The sequence below is a fragment of the Streptosporangium saharense genome, assembly GCF_014203715.1.
Taxonomy (GTDB): domain Bacteria; phylum Actinomycetota; class Actinomycetes; order Streptosporangiales; family Streptosporangiaceae; genus Streptosporangium; species Streptosporangium saharense.
On sequence record NZ_JACHJP010000009.1, the window covers coordinates 237,692 to 257,179 of the forward strand.

Here is a 19,488-nt window from a genome sequence, read left to right on the forward strand (position 1 = left end):
GCCGTCAGGGGGCCGTCAGGGGGCGTCAGGAACCCCCGGCCACTCCGGGAAGAGGCTCTCCCAGATAGGCCGCGTGCAGCCGTTCCGGAGCCGAGCGCAGCCCGGCCGCCGGACCCGAGTAGGTCAGCGTCCCACCAGACAGCACGTGCGCGGTGTCGGCGATCTTCAGGGCCAGCGTCGCGAACTGCTCGACGAGCAGCACCGCGACCCCCGAGGCGGCCAGGTCCCGCACCACGGGCAGCAGTCGCTGGACGATCACCGGGGCGAGGCCGAGTGACATCTCGTCGATCAGCAGCGCCGACGGCCTGGCCGCCAGCGCCCTGGCCAGCACGAGCATCTGCTGCTCGCCTCCGGACAGCAGCGAGGCGGCCACGTCGAGTCTTTTGTGCAGCTCAGGGAACAGCTCAAGGGCCTTGTCGATCACGCCGGGGCCGCGCCGTACGACCAGGATGTTCTCCGCGACCGTCAGGTCGGGGAAGACCGTGCGGCCCTGCTCGACGTGGGCGATCCCCGCCCTGGCGCGGGCGACCCGGTCCAGGGCGTTGAGCCGCCCGCCGTTGAGGGAGACCGTGCCGCCCGTGATCGGGATCACGCCGGAGACCGACTCCAGGAGCGTGGTCTTGCCCGCGCCGTTCGGCCCGAGCAGCGCCGTCACCTCACCGGCGGGGGCGGTGAGCGAGACACCCCTGACGATCGGGGCGCCGCCCCGCGCGACGGTCACGTCGTCGAGAACCAGGCTGGACGTCATGCCAGCGCCACCTCGTCTCCCAGATAGGCACGGGCGACCTCGGGCCTGGCCAGCGTCGTCGCGGGTGGTCCCGCCGCGATCACCTCGCCGAAGTCGAGCACCACGACCTCGGCGCAGGCCCGCCGTACCATCTCCAGGTCGTGTTCGATCAGCAGGACCGAGGCGCCGAACCTGGCGGGCACCTCCATCAGGCGTTCGGCGAGCTCCATGGACTCGGCGTGGGCCAGTCCCGCCGCCGGTTCGTCAAGGATGATCACCTTCGGCCTGGAGAGCAGCGCCCCGGCCACTTCGAGCAGCCGCCTGCTGCCCACGTCGAGTTCGCTGACGTGCCGGTTCAGCGCGCCCAGGTTCAGGAAGGCGGCCATCTCGTCGAGCTCGGCCGTGCTCACCCTGCGGTGCGCGGAGAAGCGCAGGAAGCCCGCGACGGTGAGGCCCGGTGGGACGCGGTCCTGCTGGAACGTACGGCGCAGCCCCGCAGCGGCCCTGCGGTGGACGGGCAGGCCGTCCAGGCGCCGCCCGTCGAGCGTGACCGAGCCGGTCGCGCCGCGGACGAAGCCGGTCACCGCGTCGGTGAACGTCGACTTGCCCGCGCCGTTCGGTCCGATCAGGCCCATCACGGTCCGTTCGGGGACGACCAGGTTGACCCCGGAGAGCGCGGTGATCCGCCCGTAGGAGACGGAGAGCCCCTCGACCACCAGGACGGGCCGCTCGCCGCGCTCCGGTGTCACGGGGGAGGCCCGGTGGGCGGCGCGCCTGCCTGTCTTCTCGGGTACGGAGACGGCCCCGCGGCGGCGGAAACGGCGCACCAGGTCCTCGCTCATGCTGAGGCCCGTGGACAGCGTCTGCACGGCGCCGACGGCGAACAGCAGGCTTCCCCAGTCCTGCGGGACGCCCAGGCCGCGGAGGATCTCCGGGACGAACACCATCAGGAGGCCGCCGGCGATGGCGCCGCCCGCGTACTCGCTGCCCGCCATGACGGCCACGACCAGCAGGATGAGGGAGTCCACGGTGTCGAAGTTCTGCGCGGTGACCACGCCGATCTGCCCGGCGAGGACGCCGCCCGCGATGCCGCCGAAGAAGGCGCTCAGCGCGAACGCGGCCAGCTTGGCGCGCGGCACGCTCATGGCCGCCGCGGCGGTGGCGCGCTCGGAGAAGCGCAGCGCCCGCCAGGCCGTGCCGTACCGGGTGCGCCCGAGCAGCCGGATCGCGACCGCGCCCGCCACGAAGACCAGGGCGGCGAACACGAAGTAGGCGGTGTCGGTGCCGATGAAGGCCGGTCTGAGCACCTGCTGGAAGGTGGTCGCGCCGGGGAAGCCCGCCGCCGCGATGATCACGTCGGCCGCGGCGGAGAAGCCGAGCGTCACGACCGCCAGGTGCACCCCGCGCAGCCGCAGCGCGGGCAGGCCGAGCAGGACGCCCAGCGGTACGGCCGCGAGGCCGCCGACCAGGATCCACAGGACGAGGCCGCCCGGTGCCGCCAGGACGTTCAGCTCGCAGACGACCCAGGCGCCCAGCGCCATGAACGACATCTGGCACAGCGAGATCATGCCCGCCCTGCCGGTGACGATCCCGAGCCCGCTCAGCGAGATCGCCGTCACCAGGGCCGTCGTGGCCAGGAACAGCCAGTACTGCGGGACGACGGCGGCCAGCACGACGATCGCGGCGAGCGCGCCGACGAGCTGCGTCGCGGGCCCGGTCATCTCAACGCGCCGCATCCCACACCTCCCCACGCTGGGACCACAGCAGGATCGCGAGGATCGCCACGAAGGGGACCACGTCACGGAACTCCTGCAACTGGCTGACGTGCGCGAGCGCCCCCTGCAGGGCGCCGAGCGCGAGACCGCCGACGGCGGTGCCGACCAGGCTCCTGAACCCGCCGACCAGGGCCGCGGCGCACGCCGGGATCACCATCAGGCCGAGGGAGAGCTGGTCGCTGTTCTGCTGCGGGGCGACGACCAGCAGTACGGCGGTGGCCAGCACACCGGTCACCGCCCACAGCCCGACGCCGAGCCGCCTGCTCGGGATGCCCATCAGCTCGGCCGTGGTCGGCCGCTGCGACAGCGCCCGCAGCCGCAGGCCGACCGCGGTCCTGGCCAGGAACACCGAGACGCCCGCGGTGATGAGCACCGCCGCGGCCACGCAGACCGCGGCCGCCTGGGTGATGGTGACGCCGCCGACGGTGGCCAGCGGACCGCCCAGGACACCGGGGATCTGCCGGGGGTCGGTGCCGAAGACGAGATACTCAATGGCGAGCAGGCCAACGAGGTAGGCGATGGCGATCGCGGAGCGCTGGTCGGTCCCGGCCTCGGCGAACCAGCGGCCCATCATGTAGCCGAGCCCGGCGGCGACCAGCGCCGCCGCGACCAGCCCGGCCAGGACCGCGACGAAGTACGGCACGCCGCCGTCGGCCAGGACCGACATCGTGTAGACGCCGACGACGCCGATGGCCGCCTGGGCCAGGTTGACCACCCGGCCCAGGCGATACATCAGGGTCAGGCACAGACCGAGGACGGCGTAGGCGCCGCCCGCGGTCAGGCCGGCGATGGCGCCCTCAAGCATTGGGCAGCCGGATCCAGTCCGGGGTCATGACCTTCCAGGAGCCGTTGTCCGGCTGGACGAACTTGGCCGCCCTGTTGGAGGAGTGCGCCTGGTCGGGACCGAAGGCGTACGGCGTGCCGACCATGCCCGACTCGATCGGCGTGAGCGCCTTCAGCGCCGCGGTCACCGACTCGCGGGTGATGTCGCCCTTGATGCCCTTGAGCACGGTCACCAGGTTCGTGGCCGCCAGGTAGCCGCCCTCGGCGAAGGAGGTGAGCGGCACCTTGTTCTGGGTCATGAGCGCGCGCCAGTCCTTCGTGGCCTCGGAGGTGGTGTCCGAGTAGGGCTCGAACTCCGACAGGGCCACGACGTCCTTGCCCGCGTCGCCGAAGGCCTTGACCGCGGCGTCGGTGTAGGTCGAGGTGAGCACCAGCCACTTGATGCCGGTGACGCCCTGCGCCTTGGCGGCGTTCACCCAGCCGACCGACATGGGCTCGGTGCCGTTGAAGACGACGCCCTTACAGCCCGCGTCCCGCGCCCGCAGGATGTAGGGGGTGTAGTCGGTGGTGTTGCCCGACAGGCTCCGGTCGTTGATGAGGAGCTGCTTGCCGGTGATCTTCGACCACTGCTCGACGGCGCCCTTGTAGGCCTCGGAGGTGCCGCCGAGGATCACGAAGAAGCCGCACAGCTTGTCGATCTTCAGGACCTCGGAGGCGTGGTAGAGGGTCACGGTCGTGCCGAGGAAGGGGCCGGTGTTGACCGGGGAGATGGCGGGGGAGGTGAAGCAGCCGGGGTCGATGCCGGTGCCGGAGATCGAGGAGATCCCCGACTGGGCGTAGAAGGCGCCGTTGACCTGGCAGTCGAGCAGGCTGGCGCCACCCGCGAGCGCCACGGCGTTCTTGTTCTGGATGAGGTCCCTGGACGCCTGGGCGGCGGTGCTCGGGTCGCCCTTGTCGTCGACGCTGACGTAGGAGATCTTGCGGCCGTTGACACCGCCCTCGGCGTTGACGCGGTCGAAGACGGCCTTGGCGGCCTGGGAGGCCTCGGGGAAGGCGGCGGGGCCGCTCAGCGAGCTGATCGCTCCGACGACGATGGGGTCGGTGGACGTGGCGCCCTTGGCGTCACCGGAGCTTCCCGCGTCGCCCGAACCGCACGCGGCGGCGCTGACGGTCAGGAGCGCGATCGCTCCCGCCGCGAGGCCCTTGGAGATCTTTCCCATGGGACGGTGCCTTTCATGACGTTGGGGGGTTTCGCGATCGACGGTGACGGAAGGGCCCGCCATCCGGGATCGTCAAGACGGTGGGCACGTCGGACAGTCCGGCGGGTTCGCCCGGATCGGCATCCGGTCGTGGGCGTGGGACGCCGGTCCCCCTGGTTCGCCGCGGGCCTCACACGGTTCTGGGCAGGATCGGCTGCCGACTGCACCCTGGGGTCGGGGGTGACGCGCATCGAGACCTCCTGCGGCGAGGAATACTCAATGTTTGGTCCCAAAACATATGGCGCTCACCACCCGTGAACAAGTCACATCAATGTAAAGAGTGATGATTTACTTTGGCTCCGTACGATCTTGGGCCGCGCCTCTTGTGGCCGGATGAGGGCATGGCCGCCGTCTACGACGCCGGGTAGCATCGGACGATCCACGGGTAGAGGGGAGCCGCACGCGATGCGCGGTCTGGGAGACCTGGAGTCCGTGATCATGGAACGCCTGTGGTCCTACCGCAGGCCCGCGCCGGTCAGGGACGTGCTGGAGGACCTCCGCGCCGAGCGGGAGATCGCCTACACCACGGTCATGACCGTGATGGACAAGCTGCACACCAAGGGCCTGCTCCGCAGGAGGATGGTCGGCAGGGCCTACGTCTACGAGACGGTCGCCAGCAGGGAGGCCTACGTCGCCGACCTCATGCGCGACGCCCTCGCCTCGGGTGGCAACCGTACGGCCACGCTGGTGCACTTCCTGGAACGGCTCACCCCGGAGGAGTCGGCGGCGCTTGAGGCCGCGCTCAGGGTCTATCCCCTGGGGTAGTGCTACTACCTCCCATAGGAGGAAGTGCCGCTTCCGGGACGTGAGAGTGCTGGAACGGTCCCCTGGAGAGGGGCTGAATGCCTGATTTGGCATGCTCGGCCTGTTCGGTGCACCATCTCCTACTATCGTCCATCGGACGGGAGGCGTCGCCTCCGCGACAGGGCATGTGAGAAGGAGAGACGTGGCGGCGCTGTCCCGTTCAGGCCGGTGGCGGGGCGCGCTCAGGGGGCTGACCGCCTCCGCCGCCGTCGTCGTGCTGTGCGCCGTACCCCAGGCGGAGGGCAACGCCGCACCCAAGCCGACCGCCAAGCAGCTCCGCGCGGAGCTGTCACGGCTCCAGAAGCGCTCCGAGTCCATGATCGCCGAGTACTACACGGGACGGGTCGCGCTGCAGAAGGCCGAGAAGGCGGAGAAGGCCGCCTCCGGCGAGCTGCGGCGGGCGCAGGCGGACCTCGACCAGGCCTCGCGGGAGATCCGCCTGCTGGCCGTCCAGCGCTACCGCACCGGGGGCTCGGGATCGCTGCCGATCGTGATGGGCGGCGGCGACCCGGCGAACCTGCTCGACCACATGGCCCTCATGCAGCAGATCACCCGGGACCAGGAGGCCAGGATCGGCGGGTTCGCCCAGGTCAGGGACAACTACCGGCAGGCGAAGACCTCGGCGGCGCAGCGCGCGGGGGAGCTGCGCGACTCACTGAGGAAGCTCGACGAGCAGAAGCGGCGGACCCTGGAGCTGATCGACAAGATCAAGGACAGGATCGACCGGCTCTACCCGACCCCGGGACTCAGGAGGGCCGACGGCACCTGGGTCCCCCAGCTTCCCTCGGGCCCCGACAACATCACGCCCAGGATGCGCCTGATCCGCCAACTGATCGCGCAGCGCTTCAGTCCCCACTTCGGCATCGGCTGCTACCGCGTGGACGGCGGCATCGCCGGGGGCGGGGAGCACCCCCTCGGCCGCGCCTGCGACTTCATGATGAGCACGGGCGGCGCCATGCCGACCGCAGGCAACGTCAGGCTCGGCGACGAGGTGGCCGCCTGGGCCATCAAGAACAAGGACCGCTTCGGCGTCAAGTACGTCATCTGGCGCCAGCGCATCAACTCGGGCTCCGGCTGGCGCGGCATGTCCAACCGGGGCGGCGTCACCGCCAACCACTACGACCACGTCCACATCTCGGTCTACTGACGAAGGCCCCGGGCCTCAGGCGAGGTCGAGCACCGCCTTGCCGTGCAGGCGGCGCCCGAGGAGGGCGTCCACGGCCTCGGACGCCTCGTCCCAGCCGCCGCGCCAGGTGATCTCGGGGCTCAGCGTGCCGTCCGCGACCCGCTGGGCCAGCCAGGTCAGGTCCCGGTCCAGTCCGGGGCGGAACAGCAGCATGAAGGTGACGATCGAACGGTCGTCACGCCCTGGGCCGCTGAACATGGCGCCGAACGGGAAGCTCTCTCCCTCGCCCGTCGAGTGCCCGACCGCGACCAGCGTGCCTCCCGCGCCGAGCCGGTCGAACGCCTCGACGAGCTGCGGCCCGCCCACCATGTCGAGCACGCCGTCAAGCCCGCCGTCGGCCAGCGCGGGACCGGCCACCACCTCGTGGGCGCCCAGGGCGCGCAACGCCTCGCCGTGCTTGGCGGGGTCACCGGTCGAGGCGATCACGTGGGCGCCCCCGAGCCTGGCGAGCTGTACGGCGTAGCGGCCGACACCCCCGGTCGCGCCGGTCACCAGGATCCTGCGCCCCAGGGTGGGCCCGATCCGGTGGAGCGCGTGCAGCGCGGTGCCCGCCGCGACCGGGACGGTGCTGATCGCGCCCGGATCCGCGTGCTCGGGCGCCACCCCGATCCAGCCGGTGCGTACGGCGCGCAGCTCGGCCCAGCCCCCGCCCTCCCCGAGGGTCACGACGGGGGTGCCCACGGCCGGTCCCGACCCGTCCGCCGCCGCCTCGACGACGACCCCGGCGGCGTCCCAGCCGAGCACCGTCCCCTCCTCGGCCCCCTCGATGCCGTGCTTGACCTCGCCGTAGTTGAGCGAGGTCGCCGTGACCCGGACCAGCGCCTCGCCCGGGGCGGGAACCGGTTCGGGGACCTCACCCACCCGCAGGCCACCGGGAACGGAACGGTCGACGATCAGCGCGCGCATGGCGCTCCTCTCGAATGTCCTAAATGCCACTCAGTGGCACAAGCCTACAAGCGGCATATGCGTTCCGGATACACTGGGGTGGGTGACCACCGACATCTCCGCGCGGGGAAAGCTCCCGCTGCGGGAGCGCAAGAAGCTCAGGACCAGGGCCGCGCTGGTCGACACCGCCCTGGCGCTCTTCACCGAGCGCGGCTTCGACGGGGTGACCCTCGACGAGCTGTGCGAGACCGTCGAGGTCTCCAAGCGCACCTTCTTCAGGAACTTCGCCGGGAAGGAGCAGGTCGTCTCGGCTCCGCTCGAAGCGATGTGGAACGGCCTGCGGGACGACGTCGAGCACCTGGAGTTCGGCCACGCGCCCGTCTTCGAGGTGCTGCGGGAGACGCTGCTCGCCACGCTCACCCGCATGGACGACGGCGACGGGGCCTGGGCGGCCCGCGTCCGGCTGAGCAGGGAACTGGCCGAGCGCACCCCGTCGGTCGCCGCCCACGAACTCCAGTACTGCGACCGCACGAGCGCCGCCGTCGAGGCGACCCTGCGGCGCGAACTGGGGCTGGATCCCGGCGACCCCCGGCCGAGGCTGGCGCTGGACCTGCTGGTCGCCTCGTTCCACGCAGCCCTGCGCGCCTGGACGGCCAGGCCCGGCACCCCCGCCCACACGGATCTCGTGGCCGACCTGCGCGCCGTCTTCGCGGCCGTCCCCGAGGCGCTCACCTTCGGCGCGCACGGCCCGTCAGGGCGGCAGCACCACGCCGCCCGCGACGCCCAGGACGAGTGAGGCGGTCGCGGCGGCGTAGGCGGTCAGGGCCGCGCTCCGCACCGGCACATCCCCGCCGGGGGAGGGGGCCGGCCGGAACACCGGGACGATCCAGCGCAGGTAGTAGAAGAGGCTGGCGACGGTGTTCAGCGCCGCGACCACGGCGAGCCAGGCGTAGCCCCCCTGCCACACGGCGGTGAAGGCCATGACCTTGCCCAGGAAGACGGCGGTCGGCGGGGTCCCGGCGAACCCGAGCAGGCACACGGCCAGGGCGCAGGCCAGGGCGGGGGAGCGGCCGGAAAGGCCGGGGTAGCCGTCCAGCGTGTCGCGTCCCGTGGCCACGACCACCGCGAAGGCGCCCAGGTTCGTGACGGCGTACGCGCCGAGGTAGAACAGCAGCGCGGGCCGCGCCAGCGGGGCGGGCACCGCGACGACGGGCAGCAGGAGATACCCGGCCTGGCTGATCGTCGAGTAGGCCAGCAGCCTGCGGACGTTGGTCTGGCGGAAGGCCGCGAGGTTGCCCAGCGTCATCGTCGCGACGGACACCAGCGCGAGCAGCAGCCGCCAGTCCGCGGCCGAGGAGGTGAGGAACTCCTCGGCCATGCGCAGCAGCGCGGCGAACGCGCCGAGCTTGGGGACCGTCGTGACGAACGCCGCGACCGCCGCGGGAGCGCCCTCGGTCACGTCGGGCACCCAGAAGTGGCCGGGCACCCCTCCCGCCTTGAACATCACCCCGGCGAACAGCGCGACCAGCGCGCACACCACGGCGGCCTGGGGTACGGCCCGCAGCGCCCCGCCGAGTCCCGGATACGCGCTCGTGCCCGCCAGGCCGTACAGCAGGGTCACCCCCGTGAGCGTCAGCACACCGAGGAAGGCGCCGACCAGGTAGTACTTGAGCGCGGCCTCGGTGCCGGGGGCGTCGCCGGACAGCCCGGCCAGCGCGTAGCCGGGCACGCTCGCCAGCAGGTAGGCCGCGACGAGGACCAGCAGGTCGCCCGCGCCCGCCAGCGTGACCGTGCCCAGGGCGGCCAGCGACATCAGGACGTGCGCCTCCGGCCTGAGCCCTCCGCCCCTGGCAAGCACGCCCCTGGCGAGCACGAGGCAGGGCAGGGTCGCGAGCGCGGCCACCCCCCGCACGACGTTGGTCAGCGGGTCCAGCACGTAGGAGCCGAAGACCGTGCCGCCGGGGGAGAACGCCGCGACGACGGCCGTGACCAGGCAGCCGGTCAGGCCGAGCGCGCAGAGCCACGCCACCCACCGCGCGCCGCCCTTCGGCGAGACCGTGAGCGCCAGCAGCCCCAGCACCGCCCCGAACAGCACGAACAGCTCCGGCAGCAGGTCGAGCGGGTCGTCCCGCATGCCGTTCACCGGCTCACCAGCGAGACGAGCGCGGCGGCGGCCGGTTCCACGAAGGCCAGCAGCCAGTGCGGCGCGACACCGATCACCGCCGACAGGACCAGCAGCGGGGCGACCGCCACCAGTTCGCGGGGCCGTACGTCAGAAACCAGGGGCGTCAGCTCCCCGGGGGCGCCGAGGAAGGCGCGGTGCAGCATCCGCAGCATCAGTGCCGCGGTGACCAGGATGCCGAGGACCGAGACCGCGCCCGCCACGGCGGCGCCGGGGACCCCGGTCCCGACGACCCCGGCGAAGATCTGGAACTCGGCGATGAATCCCGAAAGACCGGGCAGGCCCAGCGAGGCGAACGCCGCGACCGCCGTGAGACCGGTGAGGACCGGGGCGACCCCGGCGATCCCCCCGAACCGGCCGAGGTCGTAGTCGTGCGCCCGGTCCCACAGCACCCCGGTCAGCAGGAACAGCGCCCCGGTGACCAGGCCGTGGCTGACCATCTGGACGACGGCCCCGCTGACGGCCAGTTGCCTGGCGTGCGTGTCGCCCGCGACCAGGCCCGCCGCGCCGAGCGCCAGCACGACGTAACCCATGTGGTTGACCGAGGTGTAGGCGACCAGCCGTTTGACGTTCTCCTGGGCCAGGGCGACGAGCGCGCCGTACAGCACGCCGACCACGCCGACCAGGACGAACACCCAGGCGCCGCGCTGCCAGGCGCCGGGCAGCATCGGCATCGCGATCCTGGCCAGGCCGTAGACGCCCATCTTCAGCATGACGCCCGCCAGGATGGCCGAGCCCGCCGCGGGCGCGTCGGTGTGCGCGGGCGGCAGCCAGGTGTGGAAGGGGACCGTCGGCGTCTTGATCGCCAGCCCGATCCCGACCGCGAGCAGCACCAGCCCCGCCGTGCCGGACGCCTCAGCGAACGGCGGCTCGCGCGTCAGGTCCACCATGTCGAACGTCCGGCCGCCGCCTCCCAGATAGAGGCCGATGAAGCCGAGCAGCAGCGCCAGCGAGCCGAGGAAGGTGTACAGGAAGAACCGCAGCGCCGAGCGGTAGCGGTCGCCGTGCCCCCACCCGGCGATCACGAAGTACATCCCGGCGATCGACAGGTCGAAGAAGACGAAGAACAGCAGCAGGTCCAGCGCCGCGAACAGTCCCGTGCAGACGGTCTGCAACCCCAGGAACAGCGCGGCGTACGGCCTGGCCCGCGTGGTCCGCCGCGCCGAGTAGAGGGCGCACGCCAGGAACAGCAGCGCGGTCATCGCGACCAGCGGCAGCGACAGGCCGTCCACGCCCACGTGGTAGCCCGCCCCCAGCGCCGGGATCCACCGGGCCCGTGTCTCGTAGCCGATCCCGCCCCGGTAGCCGTGCCACATCACGACCGTCAGCAGCAGGTCCACGGCCGCCGCGGCGATCCACACCGCGACGGCCCCCCGGTCCCCGATCCGGGGCAGCGCCAGCAGCCCCGCGGCCACCAGCGGCAGGAAGATCACGACGGTCAGCACGTCCACCCCGTGAGCGCGATCACCACGGCCAGCAGCAGGAGCCAGACCGCCGCCTGGGCGAGGTAGGTGTGCACCAGCCCGGTCTGTGGCCTTCTGGCGAGTACGGCCAGCTCACCCGTCCCCGTCCCCACGTCACGGACCAGACCGTCAACCCCGGCCTCGGCCTTCTCCCGCAGCAGCCTGGCCAGCGCCGTCCCCGCCCTGCCCACGCCGTTGACCGCGCCATCGATGACCCGGTCGTCGAAGCGCGCCAGCGACCTGGCCAGCGCCATGACGGGCCGTACGACCAGGAAGGACGCGGCCCGCTCAAGGCCGAGCCAGTCCCGCGCGCCCGGCAGGCTCCACGGCACGCGCCACTTCAAGCCCGCCGCCGTGACGGCGAGTGCGAGGACCCCGGCGAGCAGCAGCCCACCGGCCCCGGGGCCGGGCTCGCCGTCCGCCCCGAGCAGGCGCCGCCAGGCGTCGAACACCGGGGGCAGCCCGACGAGACCGAACGTCGCCGCCGCCAGGGCCAGCACCGGAAGCGGCAGCCGCTCCAGCGGGCCGGGCCGCCGCCACCCCCGAACGTCCCCCGAGGCCCACACCGCCGCCACGGCCTTGGCGGCGTAGGCGGCGCTCAGCAGTGCGGCGGCCAGCGCGACCGCGTACAGCCAGGGCGACCACCGCGCCGCGACCGTCAGGATCGACTCCTTGGTGACCCACAGCGACAGCGGCGGCACCCCGCCGAGCGCCAGCGCGCCGACCCCGAACGAGACCCCCACCACCCGGTCACGCCGGGCCGCGCCACGCAGTTTCCCCAGGTCCCTGGTGCCGAGCGCGGCCAGCCACACGCCCGCGCACAGGAACAGCAGGCTCTTGACCGCGGCGTGCGCCACCAGGTGCGCGGCCCCGCCCGCCAGGGCGCCGACGCCCGCCGCCATGACCATGAAGCCGAGCTGGGCGCAGGTCGAGGCGGCCAGCAGCTGCTTCAGGTCGCGCTGGGCGAGGGCGACCACGCCCAGCAGCAGCGCGGTCAGCGCCCCCGCCCACGCCACGAGGTGCATGGCCCAGCCCGTCGCCGCGAGCAGCGGGCGCAGGCGCAGCAGCAGGTAGGCCCCGGCGGCGACCATGGTCGCCGAGTGGAGCAGCGCCGAGACCGGGCTCGGGCCGACCATCGCGCGTGACAGCCAGAACGACAGCGGGAGCTGGGCTGACTTGCCGAGCGCGGCGGCGACGACGCCCGCGGCGACCAGGTCGCGCCACGGCCGGGCGCCGTCCGCCAGACCGGCGAGTTCGAGCGACCCGGTTCCGGCGAGCGCGCAGCCCGCCGCGACGTACAGGCCCACGTCGCCCGCCCGCGTCGTGACGAAGGCGACCTCCGCGGACCGTACGGCGGAGCCGTCGCGCCACACGAAGCCGATCAGCGCGTACGACATGGCGCCCATGACCTCCCAGCCCGCCAGCAGCAGCGCCAGGTCGGTCGCGGTGACGGTGACGAGCATGGCGGCGGTGAACAGCAGCATCAGCCCGAAGAACCGGGCGCGGGCCCGCCGTACCTCACCGGTGTCGCCCGCCGCGAAGACGAGGATGGCCGCCGCGACCGCGCAGACCGTGACGACCAGGACCGAGGAGAGGCCGTCAACGGCCAGGCCCGCCCGCAGCCCGGCGAACAGCGGCGTCGTCGCGGCGGGACGGGTGAGGGCGGCGAGCACCGCCAGCACGAGGGCCACCGCGGTGACCGCGACGGCGGCCACGGGCGCGACCCGGTCGGCTCCGCGTCCGGTCACCAGCAGCGCCACACCGGCCAGGCCGGGCAGGGCGGGCAGCAGCCACGGCAGCGCGCTCATCCCCGCAGGTCCTCGGCCTCGTCGGTCATGTCGATCTCACGGGCCCTGAAGATGGCCGTGGTGACCGCGAACCCCATGACCATCTCCAGGGCCATGACGGTCACCGCGACCAGCACCAGGACCTGCCCGTCGGCGGAGGCGGGCGCCACGTGGTACCAGAAGGCCCCGGCCGCCGCGAGCAGGCCGTTGATCATGAGTTCTAGGCCCATCATCAGCATGACGATCGACTGCTGGGACAGCACGCCGTACAGGCCGACGGAGAACAGCGCGCACGCGAGCAGCAGGAAGGCGTGCAGTCCCACCTCAGCACCCCCGCCCTGGGTGACGGCGGTTCACTGACAGCACGACCGAGGAGACCATCGTGGCGAGGATGGCCACCCCGATGATCATCATCACGAGCATCTTCGGCCCCATGATCGCCAGGCCGAGCGCGCGCGTCGGATCGGCGGGCGGGCGGCCGTGGCGGACGGGCTCGGGCAGCAGGAACGTCCCGGTGGCGAGCAGCACGAAGACGGCGCCCGCGACGGACGCCGCCCACCGGGCGTTGTGCGTCATCCTCATGGGCATCAGCCCGGCGGGGTTCATCATGTACATGACCATGAAGACCGCCATGACGAGCATCTCCATGACCATCATGAGGATGATCACGTAGCCGAGATACTCAAGGCCGAGCAGCAGCAGCGCCAGGCCGACGGCCACCAGCGACCCCAGCAGCGCGAACGTCGCCCGCGCCATCGAGCCGACCCTGAAGACCGCGACGCCGCCCGCGACCGCGACCACGGCGAGCACCCAGAAGGCCACGTCCCTCACAGCACCACCACCGACACGACGAGCAGTTGCAGCAGCGTGGCCGGGATCAGCACCAGCCACGAAAGGCGGGTGAACAGGTCCATCCGCACGGTCGGCAGCACCCGCCCGCTCCACACCAGCAGGGCGAGCACCGCGACGGTCTTGAGTGCCGTCCACAGCCACGGCGGCAGCAGCGGACCCGCCCCGCCGCCGAGGAACAGGGGCACGGCCGCCGCCGCGACGACCACGAGCAGCGCGTACCGCCCGGCCTGGAAGACCAGCCGGTCGGGGCCGGACAGTTCGGCGGGCACGCCCCCGCAGATGTCGTCGGAGACGGGACCGTCCATCGGCCCCCAGAAGGCCATCGCCACGGCCGAGACGAGATAGACCGCGAACGCCACCGGCATCCACACCGCGAACCACAGCCCCCGCTGCGCCGCGACCACGTCGGCGAACCGCAGCGAACCCGCCCCGAGCGCCACGGTGATCAGGGCGAACATGTGCGGCAGCTCGTAGGCGAGCCCCTGGGCCACGAACCGGTAGCCGCCGACGAGCGGGTACACCGAGTTGACACCCCACCCGACCAGCCAGAGCGCGCCCCACGCGCCGACCTCCATGGCGTTGAACCACACCACGCCGACCGCCATTTCGGCGACCGGCCGCTCCCCGAGCGGCAGCACCGCGCCCGCGAGCACCGCTACGGCGAGCAGCCCGCAGACCCCGGTCCGTACCAGCAGGGTGTCGGCAAGCCGGGTGCGCCGCCGCTGCTGCAGGAGCAGCCGCGCCACCCGCCGCAGCGGCTCCCCGGCGCCGCCCCCGGGCACGGCCAGCACCGCGTCGAACACGGCGGCGCAGAGCGCCAGCGTTCCCACGGCCCCGAGCAGGACGAGCGCCTCACCCATCCCGCGCGCCCCGTAGCTGGTCCAGGTCGGGGTCGAGGCCCGCGACGACCAGCCGCGCCGCCGCCAGATCCGCCCCGGTGACAAGCTCGGGCAGTACGGCCAGCAGCCCCCGGGACGGTTCCCCGCCGACCGGTCCCCTCGGCCCCTCGTCGTCGTCGAGCGGCCGCCCGTCGTCCAGGTCCCGCAGCGCCAGGCCCGTCCGGTCGAGCCAGGTGCCCACCCGCCGGACCAGCCCGCCCGGGGCCGGGTCCCGCGCGGCGGGCAGGTCGCGCAGCACCCACTTGAGCGTCCGCGACCGCCGTACGGCACGGGCGAAGCCGGGGAAGTCCCGCCTGACCCACTGGTCCTGCCGTTCCCACAGGAGACGGTCGCGCAGCCGCCGCGCCCGCGCGCTCGCCCCGGGCCAGCCCGCGACGGCCAGCAGCCGCCCGAGGCTGTCCAGGTGCGAGGCCGCCAGGCGGCGGGCGGCCTCGCCGCGTGTCACCTCGCGTCCTTCGAGCGCCGCGAGCCACGGGGCGTCCCAGAACCGCTCCCCGCCGAGCCCCCCGGCGACCTCGACCCTGGCCCGCTGGATCACGTCCCCCTGCAGGACGGTCTCCACGACGAGCCCGGCGGGCCAGTCGGGGAGCACGGGGCCGAGGGGGACGCGCAACCGGTCGAGGGTCAGGCCGTCACGGTCCGGACCCCTGTCGGCCATCGGGACGTCCGTCCTCTCACCGGTGTCCGTACCGGGGGAGCGGGGACGGGCCAGCCGGACGACCGCCTCGTCCAGGGCGGCGGCCACCCGCTCCGGTGGCGCGTCCCCGCGCAGCCGTACCAGCTCGCCGGGGGCGGGGACAGTGGTCCAGACCATCTCGACCGCCCTGCTCAGGGCGTCGGCGGGAGTGCCGCAGACCACGAGGAGACCGGTCCCGGAGGGCGCGTGGGCGTGGCGCCAGCCCCGCCTGGACAGCTCGGCCTCGACGAGCAGCCGGGAGCGGGTTCCGTGCGGGGCGGTGACGACCATCGGGCGGGGGCAGGCGGCGGCGAACCCGGCCAGCCACCCGCTCAGGCCCATCGCAGCGCCCCCTGCCGCCAGGCGTAGGCGACCCCGGTCATCAGAAGTCCCAGGAAGGCGAACATCTCGACCACCGCGCCCACGCCGACCTCGGAGACGACGAGCGCCCACGGATACATGAAGACCATCTCCATGTCGAAGGCGAGGAAGAGCAGCGAGACCGTGTACCAGCGCACGTGGAAGCGGGACAGGGCGTGCTCCCTCGGCGGGGCGCCCGACAGGAACGGGCCCACGGTCAGGACAGGGCCCGGCGCCAGCAGGCGGGAGAGCGCGTGGACGGCGAGCACTCCCAGGGCCAGCACGCCCAGCAGACCGAGCACGGCGGCCCAGGGTTCCATGGATCTCTCCAACCGTTTTACTAGGATCCGTAGTTCCCCGTCGGCCGTCCGGCAACCGCCGTGCCGTACGTCGTCGCAGCTCGTCGGTTGTTTTCCGGCGGACCGCCATGTCTCCTACCGCCGATAGTGAGCGGGCCCGGAACCGCGTGAAGGCTGGTATGGACCGGTGGAACGCTCTCCTGATCGACGTTGCCAAACCGATATCAACCGGTATAGACCAGCCTCGTTCGGCGAACCTACTCTGGTCCGCACCACGGAAAAGCCCGGAGCGTCGCGACCCACAGGCCGCCACCGGCTCTCTTTCGAGCACTCCAACCCGCCGGGCGAACCCCGGCGGCCCCCCGGCTGGTACGGACCGGCTCCGATCGTCTGAAACATCAAGGTGGTAATCACGTGAACAAGAGGCTCGTCGGTGCGCTGACGCTCGGCCTGTCCGCGGCGCTGGTCATGACCGGCTGCGGTTCGACCCAGAGCGGGAGCGACGGTGGTGACAAGGCGTCCGGTGGCGACGTCACGCTGAAGCTGGTCGCCGCCGACTACGGCGACGGCCCCACCGCCGACAACAGCGGTGAGAAGTTCTGGAAGGGCGTCGTCGACGGCTTCCAGAAGGCCAACCCCGGCATCAAGGTCGACGTCCAGGTCATCAACTGGAACGACATCGACAAGCAGGTCGCGACCATGGTCCAGAACGGCCAGGTGCCCGACATCCTGCAGACCGGCGACTACTCCGGCTTCGTCAAGGACGGCCTGCTCTACAAGACCGACGAGGTCCTGTCCGCCTCGACCTCGGCCGACCTGCTGCCCAAGTTCGCCGACTTCGGCAAGGTGGACGGCGTCGGCTACGGCATCCCGTTCGTCTCCTCGGCCCGCGCCCTGTTCTACAACAAGGACCTGTTCACCAAGGCCGGGATCGCCGAGCCGCCCAAGACATGGGACGAGCTCAAGGCCGCGGCGGAGAAGCTGAAGAAGGCCGGTGTCAGCCAGCCGTTCGGCCTGCCGCTGGGCAACGAGGAGGCCCAGGCCGAGTCGTTCCTGTGGTTCATGGGCAACGGCGGCGGCTACAAGGACTCCTCAGGCGCGTGGGCTGTCGACTCCGCAGCCAACGTCGAGGCCTTCCAGTACCTCAAGGGCCTGGTCGACGCGGGCCTGACGACCCCCAACCCCGGCACCAAGAACCGCAAGGACGTCTGGGCGGACTTCGCCGCGGGCAAGGTCGGCATGGTCAACGGCGGCCCCATGTCCATCCCGATCTTCGAGAAGGGCGGCCTGACCAACTTCGGCGTCGCCCCGATCGCGGGCAAGACCGCGGCCCTGGACACCACGCTCGGTGTCGAGGACTGGATCATGGCGTTCAACAAGAACGGCCACCAGGAGCAGATCAAGAAGTTCTTCGACTACTTCTACTCCGGTGACGCCGCACAGAAGATCAGCGACACCTACAAGCTGCTGCCGGTGACGAAGTCCGGCATCGAGAAGCTCTCCTCGGACGAGAAGCTCAAGCCGTTCCTGGACGCGCTGCCCAACGCGACGTTCTACCCCTTCCAGGACCCCAAGTGGTCCGAGGTGAACACGCAGGTCAAGCAGACCATCGGCGGCGCCGTCGGCGGGGACCCGAAGGCCGTGCTCGGCGCGATCCAGAAGGTCGCGACCGCGGGCTGACCCTCACCCCCGGGTACGGCGCGCCCCCCGTCCTGCCGCGTGGCGGGCGCGCCGTACCGTCCATCCGAAAGCAGGACTCATGCAGCAAACATCCGCGCGGGGCGGGGCACTGCGCGCGCTCGCCCCGCTGGCCTGGGTGGGCCCCGCCGTGGCGCTGATCGCCGTGGTGGTCGTGTGGCCCGTCGTGGTGATGGTCCAGTCGTCCTTCCTGAAGATCAGCCGCTTCGGCGTCGTCCAGGGCGGGAACGGGACGGGCAACTACGACAAGCTGTTCGGGGAGCCCGACTTCGGCGGCGTCATGGCCAGGAGCCTGGTGTGGGTGGTCGCGGTGGTCGCGCTGACCGTGCTCGTCTCCCTGGCGCTGGCCCAGCTGTTCAACCAGCGCTTCCCCGGGCGCCGCTTCGCCCGCTGGGCGCTGATCGCGCCGTGGGCCGCCTCCGTCCTGATGACGTCGATCATCTTCAAGTGGATGCTCGACCCCGAGGTCGGCCTGATCAACATGCTCAGGCGGGATCTCGGGCTGCTGGACGCCCTCGGCGGCGCGGCCGCCGACCCGCTCGGCAGCGCGGCGGGCGCGATGCCGTGGCTGGTCTTCGTGGCGGTCTTCGTCTCCGTGCCGTTCACCACCTACGCGCTGCTCGCGGGCCTGTCGGCGATCCCGGCGGACGTCTACGAGGCGGCCAAGATCGACGGGGCGTCGAAGCTGCGGACCTACTGGTCGATCACGCTGCCGCTGCTGCGGCCCGCCCTCACGGTCGCGGCGCTCATCAACGTGATGAACGTCTTCAACAGCTTCCCGATCATCTGGGCCATGACCCACGGGCAGCCGGGCTACTCGACGGCGACCTCGACCATCTTCATGTACATCCTCAAGGGATCCGACATCGGTGAGTCGGCGGCCATGTCCGTCGTCAACTTCGGCATGGTGATCGTCCTGACGATCGTCTTCCTGAAGGTCAGCAAGTGGAGGACGGCACCCGCATGACCCTCACGCAGAACGCCCCCTCGGTGGCGGAGAAGGAGACGGCTCCCGTCACGGCGCCGCGCGCGCTCCCGTCCGTCAAGACCGTCGTCATCGCGGCGAGCGCCTACCTGATCGCCTTCGTCTTCCTCTTCCCCTACCTGGTGATGATCCTGACGGCGCTGCGCCCGCAGGAGGAGCTGCGCCAGGCGACCTACCTGCCGCAGCGGTTCGAGTGGTCGAACTTCACGAACTTCTGGACCGGGGGACTGGCCCAGAATCTGGGCGTCACCCTGCAGGTCGCCGCGGGCTCGACCGTGCTGGTGCTGCTGGTCGCGCTGCCCGCCGCCTACTACACCGCGCGGCACGAGTTCAGGGGCCGTACCGCGTTCATGATCCTGGTGCTGATCACCCAGATGTTCCAGCCGACGGCGATGCTGGTCGGCATCTACCGGGAGTTCTTCCAGTTCGGGCTGGTCGACTCGGTCTGGGCGCTGATCCTGGTCAACGGCGGCTTCAATCTCGCCTTCGCGGTGTGGATCCTCAACGCCTACTTCTCCTCCATCCCGCGTGAGCTGGAGGAGGCCGCGTTCATCGACGGCAACGGCCGCTTCGGCGCGCTGTTCCGGGTGACCCTCCCGCTGGCGATGCCCGGCGTGGTGACGGCGTTGATCTTCACCTTCATCGCGGCCTGGAACGAGTTCGTCGTCGCCCTGACGCTGACCACGACCCCGGCCAACCAGCCGCTCACGGTCGCGCTGAACTCCTTCATCGGTCAGTACCAGGTGGACTGGCAGAACCTGTTCGCGGGTTCGGTCATCGCCACGATCCCGGTCATCATCCTGTTCGCGCTCATCGAGAGGAAGGTGGTCGGCGGTCTGACCGCCGGTTCCATCAAGTGACCCGCCTC

The 19,488-nt window shown here is 71.9% G+C and carries 19 protein-coding genes; 6 read left to right on the forward strand and 13 right to left on the reverse strand.

Annotated features, from left to right (window positions below; translation table 11 throughout):
• Window positions 1-25: 25 nt before the first annotated feature.
• The 4 genes from FHS44_RS31870 to FHS44_RS31885 are packed head-to-tail and all read right to left on the reverse strand — an operon-like array spanning window position 26 to window position 4,505.
• On the reverse strand, window positions 26-748 hold the full coding sequence (locus tag FHS44_RS31870) for an ABC transporter ATP-binding protein (RefSeq protein ID WP_184721476.1): 723 nt from the start codon (window positions 746-748) through the stop codon (window positions 26-28).
• Window positions 745-2,463: a branched-chain amino acid ABC transporter ATP-binding protein/permease gene (locus FHS44_RS31875; protein WP_184721478.1), complete on the reverse strand. Its 1,719-nt coding sequence runs from the start codon at window positions 2,461-2,463 to the stop codon at window positions 745-747. The genes FHS44_RS31870 and FHS44_RS31875 overlap by 4 nt, the downstream gene beginning before the upstream one ends.
• The gene (locus FHS44_RS31880; protein WP_184721480.1) at window positions 2,450-3,307 is read right to left on the reverse strand and encodes a branched-chain amino acid ABC transporter permease; all 858 of its coding nucleotides are present in this window, start codon (window positions 3,305-3,307) and stop codon (window positions 2,450-2,452) included. The genes FHS44_RS31875 and FHS44_RS31880 overlap by 14 nt, the downstream gene beginning before the upstream one ends.
• Window positions 3,300-4,505, reverse strand: a complete 1,206-nt coding sequence (locus tag FHS44_RS31885) for an ABC transporter substrate-binding protein (protein WP_184721482.1) — start codon at window positions 4,503-4,505, stop codon at window positions 3,300-3,302. Before FHS44_RS31885 ends, FHS44_RS31880 begins: the two co-directional genes overlap by 8 nt.
• 444 nt (window positions 4,506-4,949) lie before the next feature.
• Here FHS44_RS31885 and FHS44_RS31890 point away from each other — a divergent pair, with 444 nt between their 5' ends.
• Both FHS44_RS31890 and FHS44_RS31895 read left to right on the forward strand, forming a co-directional pair.
• Window positions 4,950-5,309, forward strand: a complete 360-nt coding sequence (locus tag FHS44_RS31890) for a BlaI/MecI/CopY family transcriptional regulator (protein ID WP_184721484.1) — start codon at window positions 4,950-4,952, stop codon at window positions 5,307-5,309.
• Between the two features lie 181 nt (window positions 5,310-5,490).
• Window positions 5,491-6,495 carry a coiled-coil domain-containing protein gene (locus FHS44_RS31895; RefSeq protein WP_312863891.1) on the forward strand — a complete coding sequence of 335 codons (1,005 nt, stop codon included), beginning with the start codon at window positions 5,491-5,493 and terminating at the stop codon, window positions 6,493-6,495.
• 15 nt (window positions 6,496-6,510) lie between these two features.
• On the opposite strand, the gene FHS44_RS31900 is transcribed toward FHS44_RS31895, so the two are convergent.
• The gene (locus tag FHS44_RS31900) at window positions 6,511-7,440 is read right to left on the reverse strand and encodes a zinc-binding dehydrogenase (RefSeq protein ID WP_184721485.1); all 930 of its coding nucleotides are present in this window, start codon (window positions 7,438-7,440) and stop codon (window positions 6,511-6,513) included.
• Between the two features lie 82 nt (window positions 7,441-7,522).
• On the opposite strand from FHS44_RS31900, the gene FHS44_RS31905 reads away from it, so the two are divergent.
• Window positions 7,523-8,215, forward strand: coding sequence for a TetR family transcriptional regulator (locus tag FHS44_RS31905; protein WP_221461531.1), 693 nt, complete (start codon window positions 7,523-7,525; stop codon window positions 8,213-8,215).
• Here the strand turns inward: FHS44_RS31905 and FHS44_RS31910 are convergent.
• Genes FHS44_RS31910 through FHS44_RS31945 form a run of 8 tightly spaced genes read right to left on the reverse strand, consistent with a single transcriptional unit; the run spans window position 8,171 to window position 15,958 of the window.
• A complete protein-coding gene (locus tag FHS44_RS31910; RefSeq protein ID WP_221461554.1) occupies window positions 8,171-9,553 on the reverse strand; it encodes an NADH-quinone oxidoreductase subunit N in 1,383 nt (460 codons plus the stop codon). The two genes, FHS44_RS31905 and FHS44_RS31910, sit on opposite strands and share 45 nt — an antisense overlap.
• A 5-nt stretch (window positions 9,554-9,558) precedes the next feature.
• On the reverse strand, window positions 9,559-11,046 hold the full coding sequence (locus FHS44_RS31915; protein ID WP_184721491.1) for a complex I subunit 4 family protein: 1,488 nt from the start codon (window positions 11,044-11,046) through the stop codon (window positions 9,559-9,561).
• A complete protein-coding gene (locus FHS44_RS31920) occupies window positions 11,040-12,872 on the reverse strand; it encodes a proton-conducting transporter transmembrane domain-containing protein (RefSeq protein WP_184721493.1) in 1,833 nt (610 codons plus the stop codon). The genes FHS44_RS31915 and FHS44_RS31920 overlap by 7 nt, the downstream gene beginning before the upstream one ends.
• Window positions 12,869-13,174 carry an NADH-quinone oxidoreductase subunit NuoK gene (gene nuoK / locus FHS44_RS31925; RefSeq protein WP_184721495.1) on the reverse strand — a complete coding sequence of 102 codons (306 nt, stop codon included), beginning with the start codon at window positions 13,172-13,174 and terminating at the stop codon, window positions 12,869-12,871. Before nuoK ends, FHS44_RS31920 begins: the two co-directional genes overlap by 4 nt.
• Window position 13,175: 1 nt before the next feature.
• A complete protein-coding gene (locus FHS44_RS31930; RefSeq protein ID WP_184721497.1) occupies window positions 13,176-13,682 on the reverse strand; it encodes an NADH-quinone oxidoreductase subunit J in 507 nt (168 codons plus the stop codon).
• A complete protein-coding gene (locus FHS44_RS31935) occupies window positions 13,679-14,563 on the reverse strand; it encodes a complex I subunit 1 family protein (RefSeq protein WP_184721499.1) in 885 nt (294 codons plus the stop codon). Before FHS44_RS31935 ends, FHS44_RS31930 begins: the two co-directional genes overlap by 4 nt.
• Window positions 14,556-15,620 carry a hypothetical protein gene (locus FHS44_RS31940; RefSeq protein ID WP_184721501.1) on the reverse strand — a complete coding sequence of 355 codons (1,065 nt, stop codon included), beginning with the start codon at window positions 15,618-15,620 and terminating at the stop codon, window positions 14,556-14,558. Before FHS44_RS31940 ends, FHS44_RS31935 begins: the two co-directional genes overlap by 8 nt.
• Window positions 15,611-15,958 carry an NADH-quinone oxidoreductase subunit A gene (locus FHS44_RS31945; RefSeq protein WP_184721503.1) on the reverse strand — a complete coding sequence of 116 codons (348 nt, stop codon included), beginning with the start codon at window positions 15,956-15,958 and terminating at the stop codon, window positions 15,611-15,613. Before FHS44_RS31945 ends, FHS44_RS31940 begins: the two co-directional genes overlap by 10 nt.
• A gap of 393 nt (window positions 15,959-16,351) precedes the next feature.
• On the opposite strand from FHS44_RS31945, the gene FHS44_RS31950 reads away from it, so the two are divergent.
• The 3 genes from FHS44_RS31950 (at window position 16,352) to FHS44_RS31960 (ending at window position 19,480) form a co-directional block, all read left to right on the forward strand.
• Window positions 16,352-17,617, forward strand: a complete 1,266-nt coding sequence (locus FHS44_RS31950) for an extracellular solute-binding protein (RefSeq protein ID WP_312863892.1) — start codon at window positions 16,352-16,354, stop codon at window positions 17,615-17,617.
• Window positions 17,618-17,696: 79 nt separating this feature from the next.
• Window positions 17,697-18,602: a carbohydrate ABC transporter permease gene (locus FHS44_RS31955; protein ID WP_184721505.1), complete on the forward strand. Its 906-nt coding sequence runs from the start codon at window positions 17,697-17,699 to the stop codon at window positions 18,600-18,602.
• Window positions 18,599-19,480: a carbohydrate ABC transporter permease gene (locus FHS44_RS31960; RefSeq protein ID WP_184721507.1), complete on the forward strand. Its 882-nt coding sequence runs from the start codon at window positions 18,599-18,601 to the stop codon at window positions 19,478-19,480. The genes FHS44_RS31955 and FHS44_RS31960 overlap by 4 nt, the downstream gene beginning before the upstream one ends.
• The last annotated feature ends 8 nt before the right edge of the window (window positions 19,481-19,488 follow it).

Bases quoted from the DNA above. Each gene is read 5' to 3' on its own strand.
- FHS44_RS31870 (WP_184721476.1), bottom strand. From the start codon at position 748: ATGACGTCCAGCCTGGTTCTCGACGACGTGACCGTCGCGCGGGGCGGC.
- FHS44_RS31875 (WP_184721478.1), bottom strand. From the start codon at position 2,463: ATGCGGCGCGTTGAGATGACCGGGCCCGCGACGCAGCTCGTCGGCGCG.
- FHS44_RS31880 (WP_184721480.1), bottom strand. From the start codon at position 3,307: ATGCTTGAGGGCGCCATCGCCGGCCTGACCGCGGGCGGCGCCTACGCC.
- FHS44_RS31885 (WP_184721482.1), bottom strand. From the start codon at position 4,505: ATGGGAAAGATCTCCAAGGGCCTCGCGGCGGGAGCGATCGCGCTCCTG.
- FHS44_RS31890 (WP_184721484.1), top strand. From the start codon at position 4,950: ATGCGCGGTCTGGGAGACCTGGAGTCCGTGATCATGGAACGCCTGTGG.
- FHS44_RS31900 (WP_184721485.1), bottom strand. From the start codon at position 7,440: ATGCGCGCGCTGATCGTCGACCGTTCCGTTCCCGGTGGCCTGCGGGTG.
- FHS44_RS31910 (WP_221461554.1), bottom strand. From the start codon at position 9,553: ATGCGGGACGACCCGCTCGACCTGCTGCCGGAGCTGTTCGTGCTGTTC.
- FHS44_RS31920 (WP_184721493.1), bottom strand. From the start codon at position 12,872: ATGAGCGCGCTGCCGTGGCTGCTGCCCGCCCTGCCCGGCCTGGCCGGT.
- FHS44_RS31935 (WP_184721499.1), bottom strand. From the start codon at position 14,563: ATGGGTGAGGCGCTCGTCCTGCTCGGGGCCGTGGGAACGCTGGCGCTC.
- FHS44_RS31940 (WP_184721501.1), bottom strand. From the start codon at position 15,620: ATGGGCCTGAGCGGGTGGCTGGCCGGGTTCGCCGCCGCCTGCCCCCGC.
- FHS44_RS31945 (WP_184721503.1), bottom strand. From the start codon at position 15,958: ATGGAACCCTGGGCCGCCGTGCTCGGTCTGCTGGGCGTGCTGGCCCTG.
- FHS44_RS31955 (WP_184721505.1), top strand. From the start codon at position 17,697: ATGCAGCAAACATCCGCGCGGGGCGGGGCACTGCGCGCGCTCGCCCCG.
- FHS44_RS31960 (WP_184721507.1), top strand. From the start codon at position 18,599: ATGACCCTCACGCAGAACGCCCCCTCGGTGGCGGAGAAGGAGACGGCT.